Below are 24,349 nucleotides of genomic sequence, written 5' to 3' on the forward strand. Positions count from 1 at the left end.
GTGATCAGAAGACCGAAACAACAGGAATTTTCCGCCATGACAGAGAAATCCCAAGGCGCCGTGATCGTCATCTCGAGCCACGTCGTCCGCGGATCGGTCGGCAATCGTGCCGCCGTGTTCGCGCTCGAGAGCCTCGGTTTTCCTGTCTGGGCGCTTCCGACGATCGTCCTGCCCTGGCACCCCGGCCACGGTCCCTCGACGCGGCTGACCTTCGGGGAAGAGGAATTCGATCACGCCATCGACGATCTCATCCGCGCGCCCTGGCTTCCGGAGGTCAAGGCGGTCCTGACCGGCTATTTCAGCAATGCTGCCCAGCCTCACGCGGTTGCCCGGCTTGTCAGGGCCCTGCGGGCGCAAAATCCCGATCTGCTCTATGTCTGCGATCCGGTCATGGGTGACCTCGGCGGTCTCTATATCCGCGAGGAGACGGCGATTGCCGTCCGCGATCAGCTGATCCCGCTCGCCTCGCTCGCCACGCCGAACCGCTACGAGCTCGAGTGGCTTGTCGGTGCCCGGCTTTCCACCAATGCCGAGATCATGGAAGCGGCTCTTTCACTCGGGCCACCCCGCATGCTGGTCACGTCGGCGGTGCCGATGATGGCCGGAGGTACCGGCAATCTTTATCTGAGCGGCAAGCATGCGCTCCTCGCCGAGCACCGGCTGATCGACAATCCACCGAACGGGCTCGGCGACCTGACATCGGCCGTCTTCCTCGCTCGTTTGCTGGACGGTGTGCCGGACGAGCGTGCGCTACAGCTCACGACGGCGAGCGTCTTCGAGGTTCTCGCCCGCACCGCCAAGCGTGGCGGCGACGAACTGACGCTCGAAAGCGATGCTGCCAGCCTATCAACGCCGATGGCGCTGGTTCAGATGCGGCACCTGCTGCATCCCGCACAAAGGCCGAAACGCAGCTGAACGCGATTCGCATTGCCGCTTTGCGTTCGAAGCTTGCGTGAAACTGTTGCCATGACGGCCTGGTCGCGCTAATCGATGGGCATGAAGCGTTTTCCAGTTCCCCTCCTCAACGGTTATCGCAACTTCATGTCCGGGCGTTATGTCGACGAACGGGAGCGATATCGCGTTCTGGCGGACCAGGGGCAGAAGCCGCACACACTGATTGTCGCCTGCTGCGATAGCCGTGCCGCGCCTGAGACGATCTTCGATGCCGGCCCCGGTGAACTCTTCGTGGTTCGCAACGTCGCGAACATGGTTCCTCCCTACGAGCCGGACGGGCAGTATCACTCGACTTCTGCCGCTCTGGAATTTGCCGTCCAGGCACTTCGTGTGCGTGACATCATCGTCATGGGCCATGGCCGCTGCGGTGGTATTCGCGCCGCGCTCGACCCCAGCGCCGAACCGCTGTCGCCGGGTGATTTCATCGGCAAGTGGATGAACCTGGTCAGCACCGCCGCCGAACAGATCCAGGGCAATTCGGTGATGACCGACAGCGAGCGGCAGACGGCGCTGGAACGCATCTCCATCCGCAATTCGATTGCCAATCTTCGCACTTTCCCGTGTGTGAAGATCCTGGAAGAACGCGGTAAACTGCAGCTCCATGGTGCCTGGTTCGACATTTCGAACGGCGAACTCTGGATCATGGATCCCGATACGCGTGATTTCGTTCGCCTCGACAAGTGAATACGACGCGAAATATCCGTCCACCGTCGAGTCTAATTTAGAACTTATTCATGTCATGGCGCTAGCGTCACCCTTGAAATTATAGGGTGGGCCACGACCTGACTGCTACCGCCGGGCCGGGGCCACCAATGCCCTCTCCACTTTCCTGGTGCGTGGATGAACTTGAAAGCCACTCAGAAGGTCGTCATGGCGGCCCTTTTGCTCCCCAGCGTCGTGATTGGAGCAATGGCGATCCTTCTATTGGAGCACTACTACGACCGCTTCCGCGTTCTGGATGCCGACAAACGCTTCGCTTACGCCTCGTCCGATGCCGGCCGCATCGGTTCCTCCACCATCCCGACCGAAGCGCTCATCACGATCCGGTACCTGACCGAGACGACCGACCGAAACCGACGGGACATGCTTGAGTCGCGTATCACCCTCGACCGGGAGATAGAGGCATTCGAAGCGCTTCTCGATGAGGATAGTGCGCCGATCTTCCAGCCGTTCAGAGAGAAGCTGCGACTTCTGGTCGATGGAATGCGGCGCTACCGCATCCGGGTGGACAACGGCAAGGCCGTGACCGCAGAAGTCATCGACCAGTACAAGCCCGTATCGGTCACCTATCTCGACATCGTCGGAGCGCTGCGCTTCGAGATCGACGACGCCCTGCTGTCGCGCGAGCTGCAGCTCTTCCTCGATCTGCTGGTGGCCAACGAGGCAGGGCTTGTCACCAATTTCTACGGCACCGAATATCTTCGCGGCCATGATCTTTCCGCTGCCGACCTCGATCTCTTCTCGCGGGCAACCGCAGTAAAGGAAGATGCGCTTCAGCGCCTCTCCGTTCGGATGGCCAGCCCCGGACTGAAGCCGCTTCTCGATTTCGAATCGACGCCGTCGGGCCAATGGCTCCGCGCGACGGCCCAGGCCATCCTTCACGACAACGTCGCGCCCTCGCCCGAACTGCTGCGGCGCTGGTCTCTCGAGAGCGACCAGCGGATCTTGTTCTGGAAACAGGGTATCAGCGCCGTCATCGGCGAGATCCGTGCCGCAGGCGACAATCTCGCTGACCAGGCGCGGACGCAGCTCGGATCGCTCGTGGTGGCCACGTTGGTCCTGTCGTTCATTCTCGGTTTCATTCTGCTGATGGCAATCAAGGGCGTCGGGCTCGCGTCCCGCCTGCTTGCCGAGCGGGCCTTGCTGGTCGACGAACTGCGCAACGCCGCCCAGACAGACCTGCTGACAGGGCTCTTCAACCGTCGCGGTTTCGAGGCCATGGCCCGTGAGATGCTGACCCGGAACGAGATCATCCGGCAGATGTCGGTCGTCATCTTCGACCTCGATCGTTTCAAGCAGGTCAACGACATTTACGGCCATGATGTCGGTGACATCGTTCTCCAGCGGATCGGCGACCTGGCACGCGGCAACTTTCGCAATGGGGATCTGCTGGCGCGCCATGGCGGCGAGGAATTCGTCGCGGTGCTGCCCAACAGCTCGCTCGATGCTGCAGCCGACGTCGCCGAGCGGGTCCGACAGGCCATCGAAGCAACGGAGTTTACGCTGGACGATGGCACGGTGCTGCAGGTAACCGCCAGCTTCGGCTGTTCGAGCGCCGTCGAGCCGATCAACGAGGCTTTGTTGCATGATCTGGTCCGTCGGGCGGACCTGGCGCTCTACACGGCAAAATTCTCCGGTCGCAACCGCGTGGCGCGGGACGGAGACAATGATGGACTGATGTTCGACAGACGTGTTTCGAGACCGGCCTGAGCCGGTCCCGGATTCGACGAGCCCTTACTGGCCGTCGATCTGTGCGCCGATATAGGCAATTGCCTGCTGATAGACCTTGGCCGCATTCCAACCCTGCAGCGCGCCGAAATTCGGCTCGCCCGGCTGATAGCCCGCACCCGGCTGCCAGCCATGGCCACGCAGGAAGTTTGCGGTCGAAGCCAGCGCATCGGCGCGCGAGCGGACGAGGTCGACGCGGCCGTCGCCGTCGCCGTCGACGCCGAAGCGGGCGACGTTGCGCGGCAGGAACTGGGTCTGGCCGATTTCGCCGTGAGCGGCGCCTCGGGCGGTCAGCGGAAGCGTGCCGGTCGAGGCGAGCTGAAGCGCAGCGTAAAGCTGGTCTGTGAAGTATTCGGAGCGGCGGCAATCATAGGCCAGCGTGGCGACCGCAGACAGAGTGTGCTCGTTACCCATGTACGAGCCGAAGCCGGTTTCCATGCCCCAGATGGCGATCAGGGGACCGGCCGGCACGCCGTAGCGCTGCTCGATCCGCGAGAACAGGGCTGCGTTGCCCTTCTTCATGCTCTTTCCGCGCGAGATGATGGTCGATCCGCCACGCTTCTGCATGAACTGCTCGAAGGAAAGCTTGAAGCTCTTCTGGCCACGGTCGGCGCGGATCGTGGCATTGTTGTAGGAAACGGTGGCGAAGGCCTTGTCGAGAAGCTTGGGGCTCAGTCCCTGTGCGCTTGCCTCGGTCTTGAACTGCTCGACCCATTGCTCGAAACCCGCGGAGGTCTTGCCGCATTGCGCGGCGGAAGCCACGGTTGTTGCGGTTGAAAACGCGGCGGCGGTCAGAAACGCCGCGGACAAGATCTTGAACAGTCGCATTTATGCCTCGAATCCTGCAATTTTAGACTTGCTGCGCACCATGCCAGCGACGGTTGATTCTGTCACGGGGCGTCGAGCTGTTTCGATGCTGCTTTTTTTGTCTTTCCGGTCACGAAAGGACGAGCTTGGCCGGCCCTGTTGTCCGTTTGGACGAAGGACCGGCCAGGAACGATCAGGCAGCAGCCTTCTTCGGCTTGATCAGGCCGCGATTGACCAGCAGTTCCGCGATCTGCACCGCGTTGAGCGCCGCGCCCTTGCGCAGGTTGTCGGAGACGATCCACATGTTGAGGCCGTTCTCGACAGTTGCGTCTTCGCGGATGCGCGAAATATAGGTCGCGTCTTCGCCGGCGCATTCAACCGGCGTCACGTAGCCGCCGTTCTCGTGCTTGTCGACCACGAGGCAGCCCGGCGCGTCGCGCAGGATGTCACGGGCCTGATCGGCAGTGATCTCGTTCTCGAACTCGATGTTGACCGATTCAGAATGACCGATGAAGACCGGAACGCGCACGGCGGTGCAGGTCACCTTGATCTTCGGGTCGAGCATCTTCTTGGTTTCGGCGAGCACCTTCCACTCTTCCTTCGTGTAGCCGTCTTCCATGAACACGTCGATGTGCGGGATGACGTTGAACGCGATGCGCTTGGTGAACTTCTTCGCTTCGACCGGGTCGGCGACGAAGACGGCGCGAGTCTGGGTGAAGAGCTCGTCCATGCCTTCCTTGCCGGCGCCAGAGACCGACTGGTAGGTGGAGACCACGACACGCTTGATCTTGGCGGCATCGTGCAGCGGCTTCAGGGCCACGACGAGCTGCGCGGTCGAGCAGTTCGGGTTGGCAATGATGTTGCGCTTCTTGAAGTCGACGACGGCGTCCGGGTTTACTTCCGGAACGATCAGCGGAACGTCGGCGTCGTAGCGCCAGGCGGAAGAGTTGTCGATGACGACGCAGCCCTGGGCGCCGATCTTCGGAGACCACTTCTGCGAGATCGTGCCCCCTGCCGACATCAGGCAGATATCGGTGTCGGAAAAGTCATAGTTTTCCAGGTTCTGAACCTTCAGCACCTTGTCGCCGAAGGAGACTTCGGTGCCCTGGGAGCGGGCAGATGCCAGAGCCACGACCTCGTCGGCGGGAAAGCCGCGCTCGGCGAGAATGTTCAGCATTTCGCGCCCGACATTGCCGGTTGCGCCTGCGATTGCGATCTTGAAACCCATTTACATGCTCTCTTTCTGTCTCTCCGCGGTATGGTGAGGGGGAGAGCCGCGCATTGCGCGTCTTCCTTGTCCCCGGCCGTGCCGGGGAGAGAGCGGGGGCCAGAGACGTCAGACGGTTTTCGTCGTCGTTTTGGCCTTGGTCGTGAACGAAGCGGAGAAACGCATCGAGATCCCGGCGCTGTGCGCCAGGGCAAACCTGTCTGCGAAGTGCGAGCAGAGCGAATGCATGAAGCGAATCCTTATTCCGCCGAGCTATTAAAAGGTTTTTGCGGAGAGTCAAGCAAGAGCCGGGCCGATTCCTGCGATTCCTGAGTTCCTACAACCCTTTGGGTGCAGTGCAGCAGTTTGGCGCGCCTGTGAATTGCATGTCGCAAATTGGCGACAAAAGCGGTTCTATTTTCTTATTTGCGTCGCTCATCAAACTTCGCGTTAGACTTAAGTCATAAGCCCAAAGCATCTCTCTTGATTTCTCCTGTTTTCTGCCAGTGTGTAAACAACCCGTAACCGCGACAAAGCGACCCGGAGGAGTGGTGGGTCGGCGGGCAACGGGGAACCTGATTTTTGTGGAGGAATAGCAATGGCAAATGTCGCAGCCGTCACCGGCTCGCCCAGAGGCATGACCGCCGAAGAGCGCAAGGTTATCTTTGCGTCGTCTCTCGGTACGGTTTTCGAGTGGTACGACTTCTATCTTTACGGTTCACTGGCGCTTTATATCGGCGCGACCTTCTTCTCTCAGTATCCGGAAGCAACCCGTAACATCTTCACCTTGCTCGCCTTTGCTGCGGGCTTCCTTGTCCGTCCGTTCGGCGCGCTGGTTTTCGGTCGCCTGGGCGACCTGGTCGGCCGCAAGTACACCTTCCTTGTCACGATCCTTATCATGGGCTTGTCGACGTTCCTGGTCGGCCTTCTGCCCGGCTCGGCAACGATCGGCATCGCTGCTCCGATCATCCTGATCGCACTTCGCATGCTGCAGGGTCTCGCCCTTGGCGGTGAATATGGCGGTGCTGCCACCTACGTGGCCGAGCATGCCCCGCACGGCCGTCGTGGCTTCTACACCTCGTGGATCCAGACGACCGCAACGCTCGGCCTGTTCCTGTCGCTTCTCATCATTCTCGGCATCCAGACCGCAATGGGCAAGGAAGCCTTTGCTGCCTGGGGCTGGCGCATTCCGTTCCTGCTTTCGGCACTCCTCCTCGGCGTTTCCGTCTGGATCCGCATGAAGATGAACGAGTCCCCCGCCTTCAAGAAGATGAAGGAAGAAGGCACGCATTCCAAGGCGCCGATCTCCGAGGCCTTCGGCCAGTGGAAGAATGCCAAGGTTGCCATTCTCGCTCTCGTCGGCGCCGTCGCCGGCCAGGCCGTGGTCTGGTATTCCGGTCAGTTCTACGCGCTCTTCTTCCTGCAGAACGTTCTGAAGGTCGACGCGCAGGCTGCGAACATCATGGTCGCCATCGCGCTTGCCATCGGCACGATGTTCTTCGTCGTGTTCGGCTGGCTGTCCGACAAGATCGGCCGCAAGCCGATCATCATGGCCGGCCTCCTGCTCGCCGTTCTCACCTATTTCCCGCTCTTCAAGGCCATGACCCAGTTCGGTAACCCGGCTCTGGCAACGGCCCAGGAAAATATCCGTGCGACGGTCACCGCCGATCCGGCAGACTGCAACTTCCAGTTCAACCCGACCGGTACCGCCAAGTTCACCACGTCGTGCGACCTCGCGACCTCGACGCTGACCAAGAACTCGGTTCCCTATGACGTCGTTGCCGGCCCCGCCGGTGCGGTTGCCACGATCAAGATCGGCGATGCGACGATCGAGAGCTATGACGCCGTCAAGGCCGGCGATCAGGCCAAGGCAAGCGATGCCAAGATGCAGAAGGGCATCAACCTCGCCCTGCAGGCCAACGGTTACCCGCTGGTTCGTGCTGCCGCAACGGTTCCGGAAAGCAAGCTCGACGGCTTCGTTGCCGCCAATTCGGAGCTCTCGCTCGACGCAGCTGCAATCCGTGCGGGCGAAAAGGCGATGGTTCCCACCAGCAAGCTCGTTGCCGACAAGGTCCTGACGGCCGACGAAGCCGCTGCTGCGGGCGCCGCAGAAGTCCCGGTCTACACCATCGCCAACGCCGGTGCGTTCAAGATGGTGGCCGATCCGGCCCAGGTGAACTGGACGGGCGTCATCGGCGTGCTCACGATCCTGATGATCTACGTCACCATGGTCTACGGCCCGATCGCCGCCATGCTCGTCGAGATGTTCCCGACCCGTATCCGCTACACCGGCATGTCGCTGCCGTACCACATCGGCAACGGCTGGTTCGGCGGTCTTCTCCCGGCAACGGCCTTCGCAATGAGCGCCGCCAAGGGCGATATCTACTACGGTCTCTGGTATCCGGTCATCATCGCTGGCGTCACTTTCGTCATCGGCATGATCTTCCTGCGCGAAACCAAGGACAACGACATCAACGGCTGATCGGCGCGATGTCCAAACCAATGGAGCCCGGTGCGAAAGCGCCGGGCTTTTTCGTGGCCGGAGCCCTGTCCGGCTTCTCTGGTCGTGTTGCTTGAAGTACCCCTGCGGCTGTGAAAGAGTGGGTCATTCCTGCCTCCTGACGGTGATCCCATGACAATCAGCCTTCGACCCGCCGACGTCTCCGACATTGCGGCGATCACCCGCATCTACGCGGATGCGGTGTCGACCGGAACGGCGAGCTATGAGCTCGCGCCGCCCGATGAAGCGGAGATGGCCAAGCGCTTTTCGGCGATTACCGGTCAGCGCTATCCCTATCTCGTGGCGACCGCCGAGGACGGTGCTGTGCTCGGTTACGCCTATGCCTCGGCCTTCAGGACGCGGCCCGCCTATCGCTGGCTGGTCGAGGATTCCATCTATATCGCGGCCGAAGCCCGCGGCCGTGGGATCGGCCGCCTGCTGCTCGAGGCACTGGTGAAGCAGTCCACCGATCTCGGCTTTCGCCAGATGGTCGCCGTGATCGGCGGGGCGAGCCTCGCCTCGATCGCCGTCCATCGCGCCTGCGGGTTCCGTATGGTTGGGACGCTGAACGGAACGGGCTTCAAGCTCGGCCAATGGCTCGATACGGTCTTCATGCAGGTTACGCTCGGAGAGGGCGACTCGACCGACCCCGATCCGGCACGTTATCCTGGAACGCTCTTTTCCGGCTAAGACGTCAGTCGACCAGCTTCAGGGCCTTGTCGAAGACCTTGAGCACCTGTTTCAGCTCATGGCCGCGCTTCAGGATGCGCCCGTCGGCGCCGATCACCGAAAAGGCGCCCTGCTTGGCGGCGAGCTTGGGATTCTTCTCGATGCGGTAGAGCGGATACTCGCCCGAACGCTTGAAAACGGAGAAGACGGCCTTCTCCTTCAGGTGATCGATGGCATAGTCACGCCATTCTCCCTCGCCGACCATGCGTCCGTAGATCCAGAGGATGGCGTCGAGTTCGCGTCGATGGAAGGTGACGGGCAGGGGATCGCGGCTCTGCCTGTATTCGCGGAGGTCGACAACCGAAGCAAGGCTGGCGTCCGGGCTTTCGATGTCCTGGCGCCCTATGTCCGGCTGATCGCTCATCGGTGGTTCGCAACCCTGCATTCATGACGAATGGATGACAGTTTGCCTCAAGGAGGCGAAATTGCAAGCCTCGTCCGGCCATTGCCGCGGCCGGTGCCGCAAAGGCAGACAGTCATCCGCGTCTGCGGTTGTCGAACTCAGACATGACCAATTCGCGCATGCGGGCAGCGATCGGGGTCATGCGTTTTCCTGCGACCGTGATCAGGTGATACGGCGCCACCGCGATCGGAAGCTCGATGTCGAGCTGGAGGAGGCCCGTGCCAGTCGTGTGCCGGCACAGCAGTTCGGAGACCTCTCGCGACATCGGGGCGATTGCGTTGGAGGCGGCGAGCATCGCGATCATCACCAGCAGCGAGGTGGTGTTGACGATGTTGGAGGGGATCGCCGCGCCCTGTTCGATGAAGACGCCTTCGAGAGCCTGACGCACCGGCGCGCCCGGGGCCTGCATGACCCAGGGGAAGTGGACGAGGTCGGCCATGGTCAGCCGTTCGGCATAGGCGAGCGGATGGCTCTGGTGGACGAGAAGGTCGACCTCTTCCGACAGGACACCGACGATCGAGAACTGCCGGGCATCGACGCCGTTCGGAATGCGGCCGAGGACGAAATCGAGCTGGCCGGCGAGGAGATCGTTGATCAGGGCGCCGCTCGGCGCGACGTCGACATGGATGTCCGCCGCTTCCGCCTCCGCCTTCAGCGTCTGGATCGCGGGGACGACATAGCCGACCGCGCCGCCGGTCACCGCGCCGACCCGGACCGTGCCGGTCATGCCGCGCCGGATGGCCTCCACCTCGCGTGCAGCTTCGCGAATCTCCTCGAGCAGGTTCTGGGCGCGGCGTGCCAGCGCGACGCCGATCGCCGTCGGCTCCATGCCCTTCGGGGTGCGAACGAAGATCGCGGCGCCGACATGGCGCTCGATGTCGGCCAGCATGCGGGATGCGGCCGGCTGGGTGAGCGCCAGTGCATTGGCTGCAAGACTGAGCTGGCCGTATTCGGCCACGGCACGAATCAGGCTGAAATGCTTCGGGAGCAGTCGATTTGCGAGGATATCGGACATGGCTCACATATCATTCATGGTATGCAGAAAGTCAAACTAATCATTTGATCGGTATATTCGCGGCGCTAAGACTCGCCTCGGATCAGGCGGGGCTCGTGCGGTCGCCGGTTCTCGCAGTGTGCGGTCATCAGAAGGAGCTGGGACCGGACTTATAGCCAAGGGAGGAATTCCGTGAAGAAAATTGCTACTCTTATTGCCTCTGCCGCACTGGGCATTTCGATGCTCGCGTCGCAGGCGATTGCGGAAACTAAGGGAATTGTCGGTATCTCGATGCCGACCAAGACATCGACGCGCTGGATCTCGGACGGCGAGACGATGGAAAAGCTTTTCAAGGAAGCCGGTTACGAGCCGGACCTGCAGTTCGCGGATGACGACATCCCGAACCAGCTCGCCCAGATCGAAAACATGGTCACCAAGGGTGCCAAGGTTCTCGTCATCGGCGCCATCGACGGTACCACGCTGTCGGACATCCTGCAGAAGTCGGCAGACGCCGGCGTCAAGGTTATCGCCTATGACCGTCTGATTCGTGACTCGGGTAACGTCGACTACTACGCCACCTTCGACAACTTCCAGGTCGGCGTTCTCCAGGCAACCAGCCTCGTTGACGGTCTGAAGGCCAAGTTCGCCGACACCAAGCCGTGGAACGTCGAACTGTTCGGCGGTTCGCCGGACGACAACAACGCCTTCTTCTTCTACGATGGCGCGATGTCGGTCCTGCAGCCCCTGATCGACAGCGGCGACATCGTCGTGAAGTCGGGCCAGATGGGCATGGAACAGGTTGGTACGCTGCGTTGGGACGGCACCGTCGCCCAGGCTCGCATGGAGAACCTGCTGTCCTCGACCTACACCGATGCCAAGGTCAACGGCGTTCTGTCTCCCTATGACGGTCTGTCGATCGGCATTCTCTCGGCTCTGAAGGGCGTCGGCTACGGCTCGGGCGACATGGCAATGCCGGTCGTCACCGGTCAGGACGCCGAACTGCCGTCGGTCAAGTCGATCCTCGCCGACGAACAGTATTCGACCGTCTTCAAGGACACCCGCGAACTCGCCAAGGTCGCCGTCAAGATGGTTGATGCTGTCCTCCAGGGCAAGGAGCCGGAAGTTAACGACACCAAGACCTACAACAACGGTGTGAAGGTCGTTCCGTCCTACCTGCTGAAGCCGGTCGCCCTCGACAAGGCCAATGCCAAGGACGTGCTCACGTCTTCGGGCTACTACACCGCCGACCAGATCGACAAGTAATCATCTGATCGACATTCGGGTCCGCGATCCTTCGCGGACCCTTTTCCCGTAGAGACTAGGGAGCTCGCGCTTCGGCTTGACGATATCGTCGCCGAACCTGCGCCGGAATTCTGCACATGGACAACATCATTCTCGAGATGCGCGGCATCACCAAGACGTTTCCCGGCGTGAAGGCCCTGGACAATGTCAGCTTCAAGGTGCGCGAAGGCGAGATCCACGCGCTGGTCGGTGAAAACGGAGCCGGCAAGTCGACGCTGATGAAGGTGCTTTCGGGGGTCTATCCCGCCGGTACCTACGAGGGCGAAATCCACTTCGACGGCGAAGTGCGTCGTTTCTCGACCATCTCCGACAGCGAGCATCTCGGCATCATCATCATTCACCAGGAACTGGCGCTCGTGCCGCTCCTGTCGATCGCCGAAAACATCTTTCTCGGCAACGAGATAGCCAGCAACGGCGTGATCAATTGGCCCGCTACGTTTGCGCGGACCCAGGACCTTCTGGCCAAGGTCGGCCTGAAGGACGCCCCCTCGACGCTCATCACCGACATCGGTGTCGGCAAGCAACAGCTGGTCGAGATTGCCAAGGCGCTGTCGAAGAAGGTCAGGCTGCTGATCCTCGACGAGCCGACCGCATCGCTCAACGAAACCGATTCCGACGCCCTGCTCAATCTGCTTATGGAATTCCGCAAGCAGGGCATGACATCGATCATCATTTCCCACAAGCTCAACGAAATCCGCAAGGTCGCCGACCAGATCACCATCCTGCGAGATGGCGGCACCGTCGAGACGCTCGACTGTCACGGGACGGACGTGAGCGAAGACCGGATCATCCGCGGCATGGTCGGCCGTGCGATGGAAGACCGTTATCCGCCGCGCGAACCGAAGATCGGCGATACGCTGCTCGAGGTGAAGAACTGGAACGTCTTCCACCAGAATCATCGTGACCGTCAGTTCCTTCACAATGTGAACTTCAAGGTCCGGGCCGGTGAAGTCGTCGGCATCGCCGGCCTGATGGGAGCAGGGCGCACCGAAACCGCGATGAGCATCTTCGGCAAGTCCTGGGGCCACAAGATCACCGGAGACGTCACGATGCACGGCAAGCCGGTCGATGTCAGCACGATCCCGAAGGCCATCGAGGCGGGGCTCGCCTACGTCACCGAAGACCGCAAGCATCTGGGTCTCGTGCTGAACAACAACATCATGCACAACACGACGCTTGCCAATCTGTCGGACGTATCGTCGAACGGTTTCATCGACGAGCGGAAGGAGGCGAGCGTCGCCTCCGGCTATCGCCAGAAGCTCAGGATCCGCTCGCACTCGATCTACCAGGAAGCCGTCAACCTCTCCGGCGGCAACCAGCAGAAGGTCGTGCTGTCGAAGTGGCTGTTCACCAATCCCGAGGTCCTGATCCTCGACGAGCCGACGCGCGGCATCGACGTCGGCGCAAAATTCGAAATCTACACCATCATCAACCAGCTTGCCGCAGAGGGTAAGGGCATCCTGATGATCTCGTCGGAAATGCCCGAACTGCTCGGAACCTGCGACCGCATCTACGTCATGAACGAAGGCCGGATCGTCGCCGAGCTCTCGAAGGAAGAAGCGAGCCAGGAATCCATCATGCGTGCCATCATGCGCTCGGGGGAGAAACACTAATGGCCATCGACACCCGCACCGAAACCCCGAAAGTCTCCGTCAGCGACTATCTGAGGAAGAACATCCGCGAATACGGCCTGCTGCTCGCGCTCGTCGTCATCATGCTGTTCTTCCAGTTCATGACGAACAACGTTCTGTTCAAACCGGTCAACATCACCAACCTGGTGCTGCAGAACTCCTTCATCGTCATCATGGCGCTCGGCATGCTGCTGATCATCGTCGCCGGACACATCGACCTGTCGGTCGGGTCGATCGTCGCCTTCATTGGTGGTATCTCGGCGATCATGCTGGTCAAATGGGGCTGGCACTTCTCGCTGGTCGTGCCGCTCTGCCTCATCCTCGGCGCTGCCATGGGTGCTGCCCAGGGCTACTGGGTCGCCTATCAGAAGATCCCGTCCTTCATCGTGACGCTCGCCGGCATGCTGGTCTTCCGCGGCCTGACCTATGTCGTGCTCGAGGGCCGCCCGATCGGTCCGTTCCCGAAGGAATTCCAGCTGCTGTCGACCGGCTTCATCCCGGACTTCCTGTCGTTCACCGATCCGGCCACCAGCCTGATCAAGAACTACGTGGCGCTGGTCGCGGTCCTCGCGCTGGTCGGCTGGGCCGTCTATTCGGGTCTCAAGAGCCGCGCGCTCAACGACAAGCACGGCACGCCAAACGAGCCCTTCATCTTCTTCGCCGGCCAGATGCTGGTCATCAGCGCGGTCGCCATCTTCCTCGGCTTCCAGCTGTCGACCTATCGCGGCCTGCCGAACGTGCTCGTCGTCATGGGCGTGCTCATCGCCTTCTACACCTTCATTACGACCCGCTCGACGATCGGCCGTCGCATCTATGCGATGGGCGGCAACGAAAAGGCGGCCAAGCTCTCGGGCATCAATACCGAGCGGCTGACCTTCTATACCTTCGTCAACATGGGTGTGCTTGCGGCGCTTGCCGGCATGATCATCGCGGCCCGCCTCAATTCGGCGACCCCGAAGGCCGGCGTAGGCTTCGAGCTCGACGTTATCGCGGCCTGCTTCATCGGCGGCGCATCGGCCTCGGGCGGCGTGGGACGCATCATCGGCGCGGTCATCGGCGCCTTCATCATGGGTGTCATGAACAACGGCATGTCGATCATGGGTATCGGCATCGACTACCAGCAGCTCATCAAGGGCCTGGTCCTGCTCGCAGCCGTCTTCTTCGACGTGTACAACAAGAACAAAGCAGTCTGAGGTAAGGGCATGTTTCTTTCGCAATTGAAGGCCGGTGGTGTGATCTGCCGCCAGGGGGAATCCGCGCGCATCGTTCCGGGCTTCTCCTCGACATATGATCTCGCGAAGGCCGCCGTCGAAGCCGGTTCGTCGCTGGCGGCCGTGATCGAGAGCGCGGGTGCCGGCGAAACCGTCGATCTTGCGGCTCTTGCGGCCTCCGGCAAGCTCGACTGCCCGGTCCGTCACCCGGATGCCGCCCATATGTTCCTCACCGGTACGGGGCTCACCCATACCGGATCGGCTTCGGCCCGCGATAGCATGCACGCCGACACCGTCGGCATGAGCGACTCGATGAAGATGTTCCGCATGGGCCTCGAGGGCGGCAAGCCGAAGGCCGGCGAAACCGGCGTCCAGCCCGAGTGGTTCTACAAGGGCACCGGCGTCAATGCCGTCGCCCCGGAATCGCCGCTGGTATCGCCGTCCTTCGCGCTCGACGGTGGCGAAGAACCCGAGATCGCTGGCTTCTACCTGATCGGCAAGGACGGAACGCCGTTCCGCATGGGCTTCTCGCTGGCGAACGAGTTTTCCGACCACGTGACGGAAAAGATCAACTATCTCTACCTTGCCCATTCCAAGCTCCGGCCGGCCTCCTTCGGCCCCGAAATGCTGGTCGGCCCGCTGCCGGCCCATATCGAGGGCACCTCCCGCATCCTGCGCGGCGGCAAGGTGGTCTGGGAAAAGCCGTTCCTGTCAGGCGAGGACAACATGTCCCACACGATTGCAAACCTCGAATACCATCACTTCAAGTACGGCCTGTTCCGTCAGCCCGGCGACCTGCATGTGCACATGTTTGGCACGGCGACGTTGTCGTTTGCCGACGGCATGAAGGCCGAGGAAGGCGATGTGTTCGAAGTCCAGGCAGCCCAGTTCGGCCTGCCGCTCAAGAACCCCCTGGCACATGCCAGCTCTGAAGCCATCGACGTAACAACCCTCTGAACAGGCCGCCGACGAGGGGCGGGCAGGTTCGGATAAGAGAACAGAGAATAGCCATGAGCGCATTCAAACCGGCCGCTTGGCCACGCAAGCTCAGATCCCAGGAATGGTTCGGCGGCAACAGCCGCGACAACATCTATCACCGCGGCTGGCTGAAGAACCAGGGCCATCCGCACGACCTGTTCGACGGCCGTCCCGTGATCGGCATCATGAACACCTGGTCGGATCTCACCCCCTGCAACGGGCACCTGCGCGAACTCGCCGAGAAGGTGAAGGCAGGCGTCTGGGAAGCCGGTGGCTTCCCGGTCGAAGTTCCGGTGTTCTCGGCTTCCGAAAACACCTACCGTCCGACGGCGATGATGTACCGCAACCTTGCCGCACTCGCGGTCGAGGAAGCGATCCGCGGCCAGCCGATCGACGGCGTCGTGCTGCTGGTCGGTTGCGACAAGACCACGCCGTCGCTGCTCATGGGCGCCGCCTCCGTCGACCTGCCGACCATCATGGTGTCCGGCGGACCGATGCTGAACGGCTATTTCCGTGGCGAGCGCGTCGGCTCCGGCACCCATCTGTGGAAGTTCTCCGAAGCCGTGAAGGCCGGCGAGATGACGCAGGAGGAATTCCTCGAGGCCGAGGCCTCGATGTCGCGCTCGACCGGCACCTGCAACACGATGGGCACCGCTTCCACCATGGCCTCCATGATGGAATCGCTCGGCATGACGCTGTCGGGCAATGCCGCCATCCCGGCGGTCGACAGCCGCCGCCGCGCGATGTCGCAGCTCACCGGCCGCCGCATCGTGCAGATGGTCAAGGACGACCTGAAGCCCTCCGACATCCTGACCAAGGCCGCCTTCGAGAACGCCATCCGCACCAACGGGGCGATCGGTGGTTCCACCAATGCCGTCGTGCATCTTCTGGCGATCGCCGGTCGCGTCGGCATCGACCTGACGCTCTCCGACTGGGACCGCCTCGGCCGCGACATCCCGACCATCGTCAACCTCATGCCGTCGGGCGAATACCTGATGGAAGAGTTCTTCTACGCCGGCGGCCTGCCGGTCGTGCTGAGGATGCTCGGTGAAGCCGGCAAGCTCCACAAGGATGCACTCACGGTCTCCGGCGGGGCGATCTGGGACGAAGTCAAGGACGTCCGCAACTGGAACGACGACGTCATCCGTCCGGTCGAGCGGGCGCTCACCCAGCAGGGCGGAATCGCCGTGCTCAAGGGCAACCTTGCGCCGAAGGGCTGTGTTCTCAAGCCGTCGGCGGCTTCTCCGCACCTGATGCAGCATCGTGGCCGAGCCGTGGTGTTCGAAGACATCGACGACTACAAGGCCAAGATCAACGACGAGTCCCTCGACATCGACGAGACCTGCGTGATGGTCATGAAGAACTGTGGTCCGCGCGGCTATCCGGGCATGGCCGAGGTCGGCAACATGGGCCTGCCGCCCAAGGTGCTCCGCAAGGGCATCACCGACATGGTTCGCATTTCGGATGCTCGCATGTCCGGCACGGCTTATGGCACGGTTCTCCTGCACACCTCTCCGGAAGCCGCCGTAGGCGGGCCGTTGGCCGTGGTCAGGAATGGCGACATGATCGAGATCGACGTGGCCAACCGCCGCGTTCACCTCGACATTCCGGACGAGGAACTGCAGCGGCGCCTGGCCGCCTGGCGTCCGGCGACCGAACCGCCGGCAAGCGGCTATGCGCGGATGTTCCACGACCATGTCGAAGGTGCCGATACCGGCGCCGACTTCGACTTCCTGAAGGGTTGCCGCGGTTCGGCCGTCGGCAAGGACTCGCACTGACAGAGACAGGCTGATGACTGCCCAGACCCGTATCCCGCTCGCCATTGCCGGCATCGGCAAGATCGCCCGAGACCAGCATATCCCGTCGGTCGCAGGCGGCGAAGACTTCGACCTGAAGGCAGCCGTCAGCCGTCACGGTAAGGTTGAAGGCATCGAGAACTTCGAAGATTTCGATGCCTTCCTCGCAAAACGTCCGGATATCCGTGCGGTGTCGCTCTGCACGCCGCCGGAAGTCCGTTTCGACATGGCCAAGAAGGCGATCGCCGCCGGCCATGACGTCCTGATGGAGAAACCGCCGGCGACCACGCTCGGCGAGGCCGAAGCGCTGGCTGACCTGGCAAGGGAGGCGGGCGTCACGCTTTTTGCCACTTGGCATTCGCGCTTCGCCCTCGGCGTCGAGCCGGCCCGTGCCTGGCTCGCCGACAAGGCAATCCGGTCGATCGAGATCGTCTGGAAGGAAGACGTGCGCCGCTGGCATCCCGGCCAGGCATGGATCTGGGAGCCGGGCGGCTTCGGCGTCTTCGATCCGGGCATCAATGCCCTGTCGATCCTGACCGCCATCGTGCCCGGGCGGATCCGGGTCGAAAAGGCGAACCTGTCCTTCCCCGCCAATCGCAAGCAGCCGATCGCGGCCGACATTTCCATGCGCACGGCGTCTGGTGCTCCGATCTCCGCCGCGTTCGACTGGCGCCAGGAAGGTCGGCAAACCTGGGACATCACGGTCGAGACCGATGCCGGTACGCTTCGCCTGTCGAAGGGGGGCGCCGAGCTTTTCATCGACGGCGTCGAGAAAACCGCTGGACCCGACCGGGAATATGCGGGCATCTACGAGCGCTTTGCCGCGCTCATCCGGGCGCGTGAGAGCGACGTCGACTATCAGCCGCTGCGGCTGGTAGCGGATGCCTTCCTCTGTGGCGAACGTCGCGAAGTCGCGGCCTTCGAAGATTGAAATCTGACAGGATAAAAGATCATGGCGTATGAGTTCACGGGCAAGCACCTGATTGCCGGCCGTTGGGTCGGTGGCGAGGAGACCTTTGCGTCTTCGCCAGCGGAAGGCCCTGTGCGCCGTTTCTCGGTCGGTTCGGCCGAGCTGGTCGACGATGCAGTTCGCGCCGCCGAACAGGCCTTTGAAACCTATGGCTATTCGAGCCGGGCCGAGCGTGCCGCCTTCCTCGAAGCCATTGCCGAGGAAATCGACGCACGCGGCGACGACATCACCGAAATCGGTTCCGGTGAAACGGGGCTGCCCAAGGCGCGCCTCGTCGGTGAACGCGGCCGGACCGTCGGCCAGCTTCGGCTGTTCGCCTCGCACATCCTGAAGGGTGACTATCTCGACCGGCGCCATGACGCGGCCCTGCCGGACCGCCAGCCCTTGCCGCGCTCCGACCTCAGGCTGATGCAGCGCCCGATCGGGCCCGTCGGCGTCTTCGGTGCCTCGAACTTTCCGCTTGCCTTCTCGACTGCCGGCGGCGATACGGCCTCGGCGCTTGCGGCGGGCTGCCCCGTCGTGGTCAAGGGTCATGAAGCTCATCCTGGTACGGCCGAAATCGTCGCGGCGGCTATCGATGCCGCGATCCGCCGTACCGGTGTGCATCCCGGCGTCTTCTCGCTCGTACAGGGCGGTCGCCGCGACGTTGGCACGGCGCTTGTCCAGCACCCGTTGATCAAGGCCGTCGGCTTTACCGGCTCGCTTGCAGGAGGCAGGGCGCTTTTCGATCTCTGCACACGTCGCCCGGAGCCCATCCCGTTCTTCGGTGAGCTCGGCTCGGTCAACCCGATGTTCCTCCTTCCCGAGGCGATTGCGTTGCGCGGCGAGGCCATCGCGAAGGGCTGGGTCGGTTCGTTGACCATGGGGGCAGGCCAGTTCTGCACCAATCCGGGTATTGTCGTGCTGATCGAAAGCGCGGCCTCCGACGCCTTTTCCAAGGCAGCCGAACAGGCGCTTTCCGCAATCGGCCCGCAGACCATGCTGACGGATGGCATGGCGGATGCCTACCGCAAGGGTGCGACGAAGATCGCTTCCGCGGAAGGGGTTCGGACCGTGCTCACCTCGACCTGCGACCTGCGCAATGCAACGCCTTATCTTTTCACCACGACCGGTGCCGAATGGCTTGCGAACCATGCGCTCGGCGAGGAGGTCTTCGGGCCGCTCGGAATGATCGTGACGGTCAAAGATGCCGACGAGATGGTCGCGGTCGCCCGTAGCCTCGAAGGCCAGCTGACCGCTTCGCTGCATCTGGAAGCGGCAGACCAGCGCCTCGCGGCGCGGCTTCTGCCCATCCTTGAGCGCAAGGCCGGCCGCATTCTCGCGAATGGGTTCCCGACCGGCGTGGAGGTTGCCGATTCGATGGTTCATGGTGGCCCCTATCCGGCGTCCACCAACTTCGGCGCCACCTCGGTCGGCACCATGGCCATCCGCCGCTTCCTGCGCCCGGTGTGCTACCAGGATATTCCGGTCGCACTTCTTCCCGAAGACCTGCGCTGAGGTCCTCCATGAACGACAGCGCAGCCGTCGCACTGGTCGATTGGGGAACGAGTAACCTGCGCGTCTGGCTGGTTGACCGCACGTCCCAAGTGCTCGGCGAACGCCAGTCCCCTGAAGGCATGGGAAGCCTGACGCCCGATCGCTTTGCAGGCGTCCTCGAGGCGCATCTCGCCGCGCTCGGCGCGTCCGACGATCTGCCGGTTGTCGTGGCCGGCATGGCCGGTGCCCGCGCCGGCTGGATCGAGGCACCTTATGTGGAGACGCCTGCGCCGCTCGGCGATCTTTTCCGCCAGGCTGTTGCGGCTCCGGGTGTGTCGCGTCGCGTGCATATCCTTCCCGGGGTCTGCCAACGGCAGGCCGGTGGCGAAGACGTGATGCGCGGCGAGGAGACGCAGTTGCTCGGTGCCGTCGAGGCCGGGCTTCGCGACGCCCTGTTCTGCATGCCGGGAACCCATTCGAAGTGGGTGTCGCTGGAAGACGGTCGCGTCGTCCATTTCAACACCGTCATGACCGGTGAACTGTTCCAGCTGATCAGTCGGCAATCGATTCTCCGACTGTCGATCGGCGAAGGCAGGGCGGACGATCATCATCCCGCCTTCCGTTCCGCTGTCGAGGAAGCCTTGACCGCCGATTTCAGCCTGACGACGCGGCTCTTTTCCATCCGTGCCCGGGCACTCCTTGCCGGCGCTGACGAGGCGAGTGCGGCGGCCCGCCTGTCGGGGCTGCTGATCGGCGCGGAAGTGGCCGCCATGCGTACCTTCATTGGCCCGGACCGCCGGGTACAGCTGATCGGCAGTGGGGCGCTCAACGATCTCTATTCGCAGGCGCTCGTTCTTGCAGGTGCCGAGCCGGTTCCGCTCGACGGTGGCGCGCTCGTGCGCCGCGGGCTGTTTGCCGCCGCGAAGGCCCTCTATCCCGAACGTTTTGCGGAGACCGCGTGATGACATCCTCCACCGTCGCCTGGCCCAGCCTGAAGCGCAATCTCGTCGCCATCCTGCGCGGCATCAAGCCCGAGGAGATCGAGGGCGTGGTCGGCGGTCTGGTCGAAGCTGGTTTCGAGGCGATCGAGGTGCCGCTCAATTCGCCGGATCCGTTCGTGTCGATCGAAAAGGCGCGGCGTCTGGCTCCGGCCTCCTGCCTGATCGGTGCGGGGACGGTGCTCGACGTTCCAGACGTCGATCGGCTTCACGATGTGGGCGGCAATCTGCTGGTCACCCCGAATGTCTGGCCGGATGTCATCCGCCGGGCGGTCAGCCACGGTATGGTGACGATGCCGGGTGTCTTCACCGCTTCGGAGGCGCTGCTTGCCGCCAAGCATGGCGCGGCGGCCCTCAAGTTCTTCCCGGCCAGCGTGCTTGGCCCGCAGGGCATAGGCGCCCTTCGCGCCATTCTGCCGCCGCATCTGCCGATCGGCGCCGTCGGTGGCGTTTCGGAAGGTGATTTCGCCGCCTATCTCAAGGTCGGTGTTACCTGCTTCGGTCTCGGTTCCAGCCTCTACAAGCCGGGCGACAGCGCGGCAGTCGTGGCCGAGCGAGCCGCGCGCACGATTGCGGCCTATGACGAGGCCGTTTCGGCGGCCTGAGGCTGTCCAGCGACCTTTTGAGGTCTCCGTCTTCCATAAAATGTTTCACGGGAATCACGCATCGTCTCGCGACGATGTGCGGTCACCTCAAGTCATTTCCACATGCCGCGCATGCGGGCGCCGACATCCAGCCGGATCTGGCGGGCGTCGCGCGTTGCACCTGAGGACGGCTGCGCCTGCGGCCAGGCGCTGCTTTCGAAGAACTGCAGGAGTGTCGCCGGAATGAAGCGGGTGCGTGCGGCATAGACATGCCGGTCACCCTGCGCATTCTGCCCATGGGTGAAGAAGCGCTGCGGGATAGTCAGGTGGAGGCTGTCCTTTGCCCGCGTCATCGCTACGTAGAGCAGGCGCCGCTCTTCCTCGATCTCGGCCGTCGTGCCAACGGCAAGGTCGGAGGGAATGCAGCCGTCGACGCAGTTCAGTACGAAGACCGAGGTCCATTCCTGGCCCTTGGCGGAGTGGATCGTCGAGAGGATCAAATAATCCTCGTCGAGCAGCGGCACCCCGGCCTGGTCGCTGGTCGCGTCCGGCGGATCGAGCGTGAGATCGGTCAGGAAGCGATCCCGTGACGGGTAACCGGAGGCGATCTGGCCAAGCTGCAGGAGATCGGCCTTGCGGGTGTCGCCATCTTCATGGAGGCGTTCGAGATGCGGCTCATACCACAGCCGCGCGATTTCGATCTCGCCGGGCCAGCCGGCCTCGCCCTTGCCCAAGGAATTCAGCATGTCGACGAAACGGCCCCAGTCTTCGCCGGTCCGTGGTGGCGGCGGGATCTCCGCGAGGGCCGCGAGCGGCTGTGGGTCGGTGGCGATCGCATCGAGGATTTTCGAGGCCGTCTGCGGGCCTACGCCCGGAAGCAGCTGCATGAGGCGGAAGCCCGCCACCTTGTCGCGTGGGTTCTGGGCGAAGCGCAGCGCCGCCAGCAGATCCTTGACGTGTGCTGCGTCGAGAAACTTCAGCCCGCCGAACTTCACGAAGGGAATGTTGCGGCGGGTCAATTCGATCTCGAGCGGTCCGGAATGGTGCGAGGCGCGAAACAGCACCGCCTGGTCCTTCAGCGTCTGGCCCCGTTCGCGGTTCTCCAGGATCTGCTCGACGATATAGTTCGCCTGCTCGGCCTCGTCACGCACGGTCACCAGCCGCGGCCGGTCCTCGGACTGCCGCTCGGTCCAGAGATTCTTGGTGAAACGCTCGCGGGCAAGGTCGATCACACCGTTGGCGGCGGCCAGGATCGGTTGCGTGGAGCGATAGTTGCGGTCAAGGGTGACGATGTCGGCCGGCGGATCGAAGCTTGCCGGGAAATCGAGAATGTTGCGGATCGTCGCGGCGCGGAACGAATAGATCGACTGGGCGTCGTCCCCAACGACCGTCAGCCCCCGGCCGTCCGGCTTCATGGCCTTCAGGATCGACGACTGCAGGCGGTTGGTGTCCTGATACTCGTCGACCAGCATATGATCGAAGCGGCCGCCGATATCTGCGGCAAGATCCGGATCGCTGACCGTCTGGGCCCAGTAGAGCAGCAGGTCGTCGTAGTCGAGCACGTTCTGCGCCTGCTTGGCCTCGACATAGGCGGCGAAGAGGTCGCGCAGTTCCTTCTCCCAGGTCGCACACCACGGATAGGCGCTGCGCAGCACTTCGGCCAGCGGCGTTTCCGAATTGACGGCGCGGGAGTAGATGGCAAGGCAGGTACCCTTGGTCGGAAAGCGACTTTCCGTCTTCGACAGGCCGAGGTCGTGCCGGATCAGGTTCATCAGATCTGCCGAATCTTCCCGATCATGGATGGTGAAGCCGGGGTCGAGGCCGATCTCGTAGGCATAGTCGCGAAGGATCCGCGCGCCGATGCCGTGGAATGTTCCGGCCCAGGTCAATGCGTCGGTCAGCACGCCGGCATTGGTCCCGAGCACCTTCCTGCAGATGCGCTCGACGCGGCGTGCCATCTCGTTTGCCGCCCTGCGCGAGAAGGTCATCAGCAGGATGCGGCGCGGATCGGCGCCGTTGACGATCAGATGGGCGACGCGATGGGCGAGCGTGTTGGTCTTTCCGGAGCCCGCGCCTGCGATGATCAGCAGCGGCCCTTCGGCCTTTGCACCCTCCGGACCGATGCCATGCACGACGGCGCTTTTCTGCCTGTCGTTCAGCGTCTCCAGATGTGCTGCCGTCATGCGGGTCTTCGTCCTTGCTGCGATCGCCTATCCGGTTTGCCCGACATTCGCCGATTTGGCAAGAACAGAAAGGGAACTGTAAGTGCGCCTATGCGCCTATTGTCCGGTCATCTGACGGACCGGGTGGACCCGATGCCCGCCGGTTACGGTGTGCAGGGGCACAATTTTTCGCAGCGCCCCATTTTGAACAAAACAGCGCCCAATTTGGACTTGAGATTAATCAAACTTGGTTGGCGCCTCGCGCCAAGAGGGTCCGGTCTGGCGCATTGACCCCTTACCCCCAGCCCCCCAATGCTTCCGGGCCGGACCTGCCAAGATCACGACTTCGTCGTATCAACCCACATGGTCGCACCGAGAATGGCTGCCGGTTCGCCGTGCGGTCCCGTCGATTGCAGGAGGATGGCGCAGCCGTCCGTGCCGTCCTGGCCGATCATCTTGGCCGGCAGCACGAGTTCGAGCGCCGGGCCTTCCCACATGCCGACGGTCTGCACGTCGGTCACGCTGTTCACGTAGTCGATGGTCTTGCCCATGTTCTCGCCGTTTAACACGTCGACCGACTGCCGCTTGCGGAAGTAGACGACCACGACGTCGGCCTTGCCCGCGCCGGCACCGATGCGGATGGCGAGCTCGTCACCCTTGCGCCTGGCCTCGATCGGGACGTTCAGGCCCTCTCCCCTGGCGCGGAGCGCTTCCAGCCGGCCGTCGAGCGTTTCCGCATCCGTGCCCTTCAGGTGATCGCGGCCGTTGATAATCGCCTGGGGCGTATAGACGCCGCTGCGGCCGAGGCTGCGCGCATAGGCATACTGGCGGGCGGTGTTTTCCGGGGAGGCCAGCGTGTCGGCCCAGCCCCGATAGTTCCAGTAGTCCACGTGATAGGACAGCGCCACGATGCCGCCCTGCTCGACCAGTGTCGCAAGCGCGCGGTCGGCCGGCGGGCAGGAACTGCAGCCTTGCGAGGTGAAGAGCTCGATCACCCCTTTCGGCGTCGCCGCGTCGCCGGCGCGCACGGCTCCGGACAGCGCGATCACGCCGCAGAATGCCAGGCCGGAAACGATCCTCGAGATCATGGCTGCAAAACCTGTTCAGTGCTTTCCGACACGGGCCGCGAGGCGGTCGATGGTGGTTCGGCTTTCGGTTGACGACAGAAATAGCCCTTCATCGTGTTCCGTCAAAGTCAC

At 62.8% G+C, this 24,349-nt stretch carries 20 protein-coding genes; 14 read left to right on the forward strand and 6 right to left on the reverse strand.

Going from position 1 to position 24,349, the window contains the following annotated elements; translation table 11 throughout:
• The first annotated feature begins 36 nt into the window (after nucleotides 1-36).
• From pdxY to HHL25_RS15500, 3 genes are all read left to right on the forward strand, one after another.
• Entirely contained in the window at nucleotides 37-915 is an 879-nt protein-coding gene (gene pdxY / locus HHL25_RS15490; protein WP_169593181.1) for a pyridoxal kinase PdxY, read from the forward strand.
• A gap of 81 nt (nucleotides 916-996) precedes the next feature.
• On the forward strand, nucleotides 997-1,638 hold the full coding sequence (locus HHL25_RS15495) for a carbonic anhydrase (RefSeq protein ID WP_169593184.1): 642 nt from the start codon (nucleotides 997-999) through the stop codon (nucleotides 1,636-1,638).
• A 186-nt stretch (nucleotides 1,639-1,824) separates the two neighbouring features.
• Nucleotides 1,825-3,384 (forward strand): diguanylate cyclase, encoded by a 1,560-nt coding sequence (locus HHL25_RS15500; RefSeq protein ID WP_169593187.1) that lies wholly within the window; start codon nucleotides 1,825-1,827, stop codon nucleotides 3,382-3,384.
• Between the two features lie 24 nt (nucleotides 3,385-3,408).
• Here HHL25_RS15500 and HHL25_RS15505 read toward each other — a convergent pair whose 3' ends face one another.
• Nucleotides 3,409-4,230, reverse strand: coding sequence for a lytic murein transglycosylase (locus HHL25_RS15505; RefSeq protein ID WP_169593189.1), 822 nt, complete (start codon nucleotides 4,228-4,230; stop codon nucleotides 3,409-3,411).
• A gap of 172 nt (nucleotides 4,231-4,402) precedes the next feature.
• Nucleotides 4,403-5,437 (reverse strand): aspartate-semialdehyde dehydrogenase, encoded by a 1,035-nt coding sequence (locus HHL25_RS15510; RefSeq protein ID WP_169593192.1) that lies wholly within the window; start codon nucleotides 5,435-5,437, stop codon nucleotides 4,403-4,405.
• 577 nt (nucleotides 5,438-6,014) lie between these two features.
• Here HHL25_RS15510 and HHL25_RS15515 point away from each other — a divergent pair.
• Entirely contained in the window at nucleotides 6,015-7,898 is a 1,884-nt protein-coding gene (locus HHL25_RS15515) for an MFS transporter (protein WP_169593195.1), read from the forward strand.
• A gap of 150 nt (nucleotides 7,899-8,048) precedes the next feature.
• A complete protein-coding gene (locus HHL25_RS15520) occupies nucleotides 8,049-8,606 on the forward strand; it encodes a GNAT family N-acetyltransferase (RefSeq protein ID WP_169593197.1) in 558 nt (185 codons plus the stop codon).
• Nucleotides 8,607-8,610: 4 nt separating this feature from the next.
• On the opposite strand, the gene HHL25_RS15525 is transcribed toward HHL25_RS15520, so the two are convergent.
• Both HHL25_RS15525 and HHL25_RS15530 read right to left on the reverse strand, forming a co-directional pair.
• Nucleotides 8,611-9,009: a DUF2794 domain-containing protein gene (locus HHL25_RS15525; RefSeq protein ID WP_169593200.1), complete on the reverse strand. Its 399-nt coding sequence runs from the start codon at nucleotides 9,007-9,009 to the stop codon at nucleotides 8,611-8,613.
• Nucleotides 9,010-9,121: 112 nt separating this feature from the next.
• Nucleotides 9,122-10,063: a LysR substrate-binding domain-containing protein gene (locus HHL25_RS15530; RefSeq protein WP_169593203.1), complete on the reverse strand. Its 942-nt coding sequence runs from the start codon at nucleotides 10,061-10,063 to the stop codon at nucleotides 9,122-9,124.
• Between the two features lie 171 nt (nucleotides 10,064-10,234).
• On the opposite strand from HHL25_RS15530, the gene chvE reads away from it, so the two are divergent.
• The 9 genes from chvE (at nucleotide 10,235) to HHL25_RS15575 (ending at nucleotide 21,009) form a co-directional block, all read left to right on the forward strand.
• Entirely contained in the window at nucleotides 10,235-11,305 is a 1,071-nt protein-coding gene (gene chvE / locus HHL25_RS15535) for a multiple monosaccharide ABC transporter substrate-binding protein (RefSeq protein WP_169593205.1), read from the forward strand.
• 116 nt (nucleotides 11,306-11,421) lie between these two features.
• A complete protein-coding gene (gene mmsA / locus HHL25_RS15540) occupies nucleotides 11,422-12,957 on the forward strand; it encodes a multiple monosaccharide ABC transporter ATP-binding protein (RefSeq protein ID WP_169593207.1) in 1,536 nt (511 codons plus the stop codon).
• Nucleotides 12,957-14,168: a multiple monosaccharide ABC transporter permease gene (mmsB, locus tag HHL25_RS15545; protein WP_169593210.1), complete on the forward strand. Its 1,212-nt coding sequence runs from the start codon at nucleotides 12,957-12,959 to the stop codon at nucleotides 14,166-14,168. Before mmsA ends, mmsB begins: the two co-directional genes overlap by 1 nt.
• 9 nt (nucleotides 14,169-14,177) lie before the next feature.
• Nucleotides 14,178-15,143 (forward strand): AraD1 family protein, encoded by a 966-nt coding sequence (araD1, locus tag HHL25_RS15550; protein WP_169593213.1) that lies wholly within the window; start codon nucleotides 14,178-14,180, stop codon nucleotides 15,141-15,143.
• Between the two features lie 53 nt (nucleotides 15,144-15,196).
• A complete protein-coding gene (gene araD / locus HHL25_RS15555) occupies nucleotides 15,197-16,942 on the forward strand; it encodes an L-arabinonate dehydratase (protein WP_169593215.1) in 1,746 nt (581 codons plus the stop codon).
• Between the two features lie 13 nt (nucleotides 16,943-16,955).
• On the forward strand, nucleotides 16,956-17,891 hold the full coding sequence (locus tag HHL25_RS15560) for a Gfo/Idh/MocA family protein (protein ID WP_169593217.1): 936 nt from the start codon (nucleotides 16,956-16,958) through the stop codon (nucleotides 17,889-17,891).
• Nucleotides 17,892-17,912: 21 nt separating this feature from the next.
• The gene (locus tag HHL25_RS15565) at nucleotides 17,913-19,427 is read left to right on the forward strand and encodes an aldehyde dehydrogenase (NADP(+)) (protein WP_169593220.1); all 1,515 of its coding nucleotides are present in this window, start codon (nucleotides 17,913-17,915) and stop codon (nucleotides 19,425-19,427) included.
• A gap of 8 nt (nucleotides 19,428-19,435) precedes the next feature.
• The gene (locus tag HHL25_RS15570) at nucleotides 19,436-20,368 is read left to right on the forward strand and encodes a 2-dehydro-3-deoxygalactonokinase (RefSeq protein WP_169593222.1); all 933 of its coding nucleotides are present in this window, start codon (nucleotides 19,436-19,438) and stop codon (nucleotides 20,366-20,368) included.
• Nucleotides 20,368-21,009 (forward strand): 2-dehydro-3-deoxy-6-phosphogalactonate aldolase, encoded by a 642-nt coding sequence (locus HHL25_RS15575; RefSeq protein ID WP_169593225.1) that lies wholly within the window; start codon nucleotides 20,368-20,370, stop codon nucleotides 21,007-21,009. Before HHL25_RS15570 ends, HHL25_RS15575 begins: the two co-directional genes overlap by 1 nt.
• 92 nt (nucleotides 21,010-21,101) lie before the next feature.
• Here HHL25_RS15575 and HHL25_RS15580 read toward each other — a convergent pair whose 3' ends face one another.
• Together HHL25_RS15580 and HHL25_RS15585 are read right to left on the reverse strand one after the other, a co-directional pair.
• Nucleotides 21,102-23,171, reverse strand: coding sequence for an ATP-dependent helicase (locus HHL25_RS15580; protein WP_169593227.1), 2,070 nt, complete (start codon nucleotides 23,169-23,171; stop codon nucleotides 21,102-21,104).
• A gap of 317 nt (nucleotides 23,172-23,488) precedes the next feature.
• Entirely contained in the window at nucleotides 23,489-24,238 is a 750-nt protein-coding gene (locus HHL25_RS15585) for a DUF1223 domain-containing protein (RefSeq protein ID WP_169593229.1), read from the reverse strand.
• Nucleotides 24,239-24,349: the final 111 nt, after the last annotated feature.

This window comes from Rhizobium terricola (genome assembly GCF_012927355.1).
In the GTDB taxonomy this organism is placed as follows: Bacteria; Pseudomonadota; Alphaproteobacteria; order Rhizobiales; family Rhizobiaceae; genus Allorhizobium; species Allorhizobium terricola.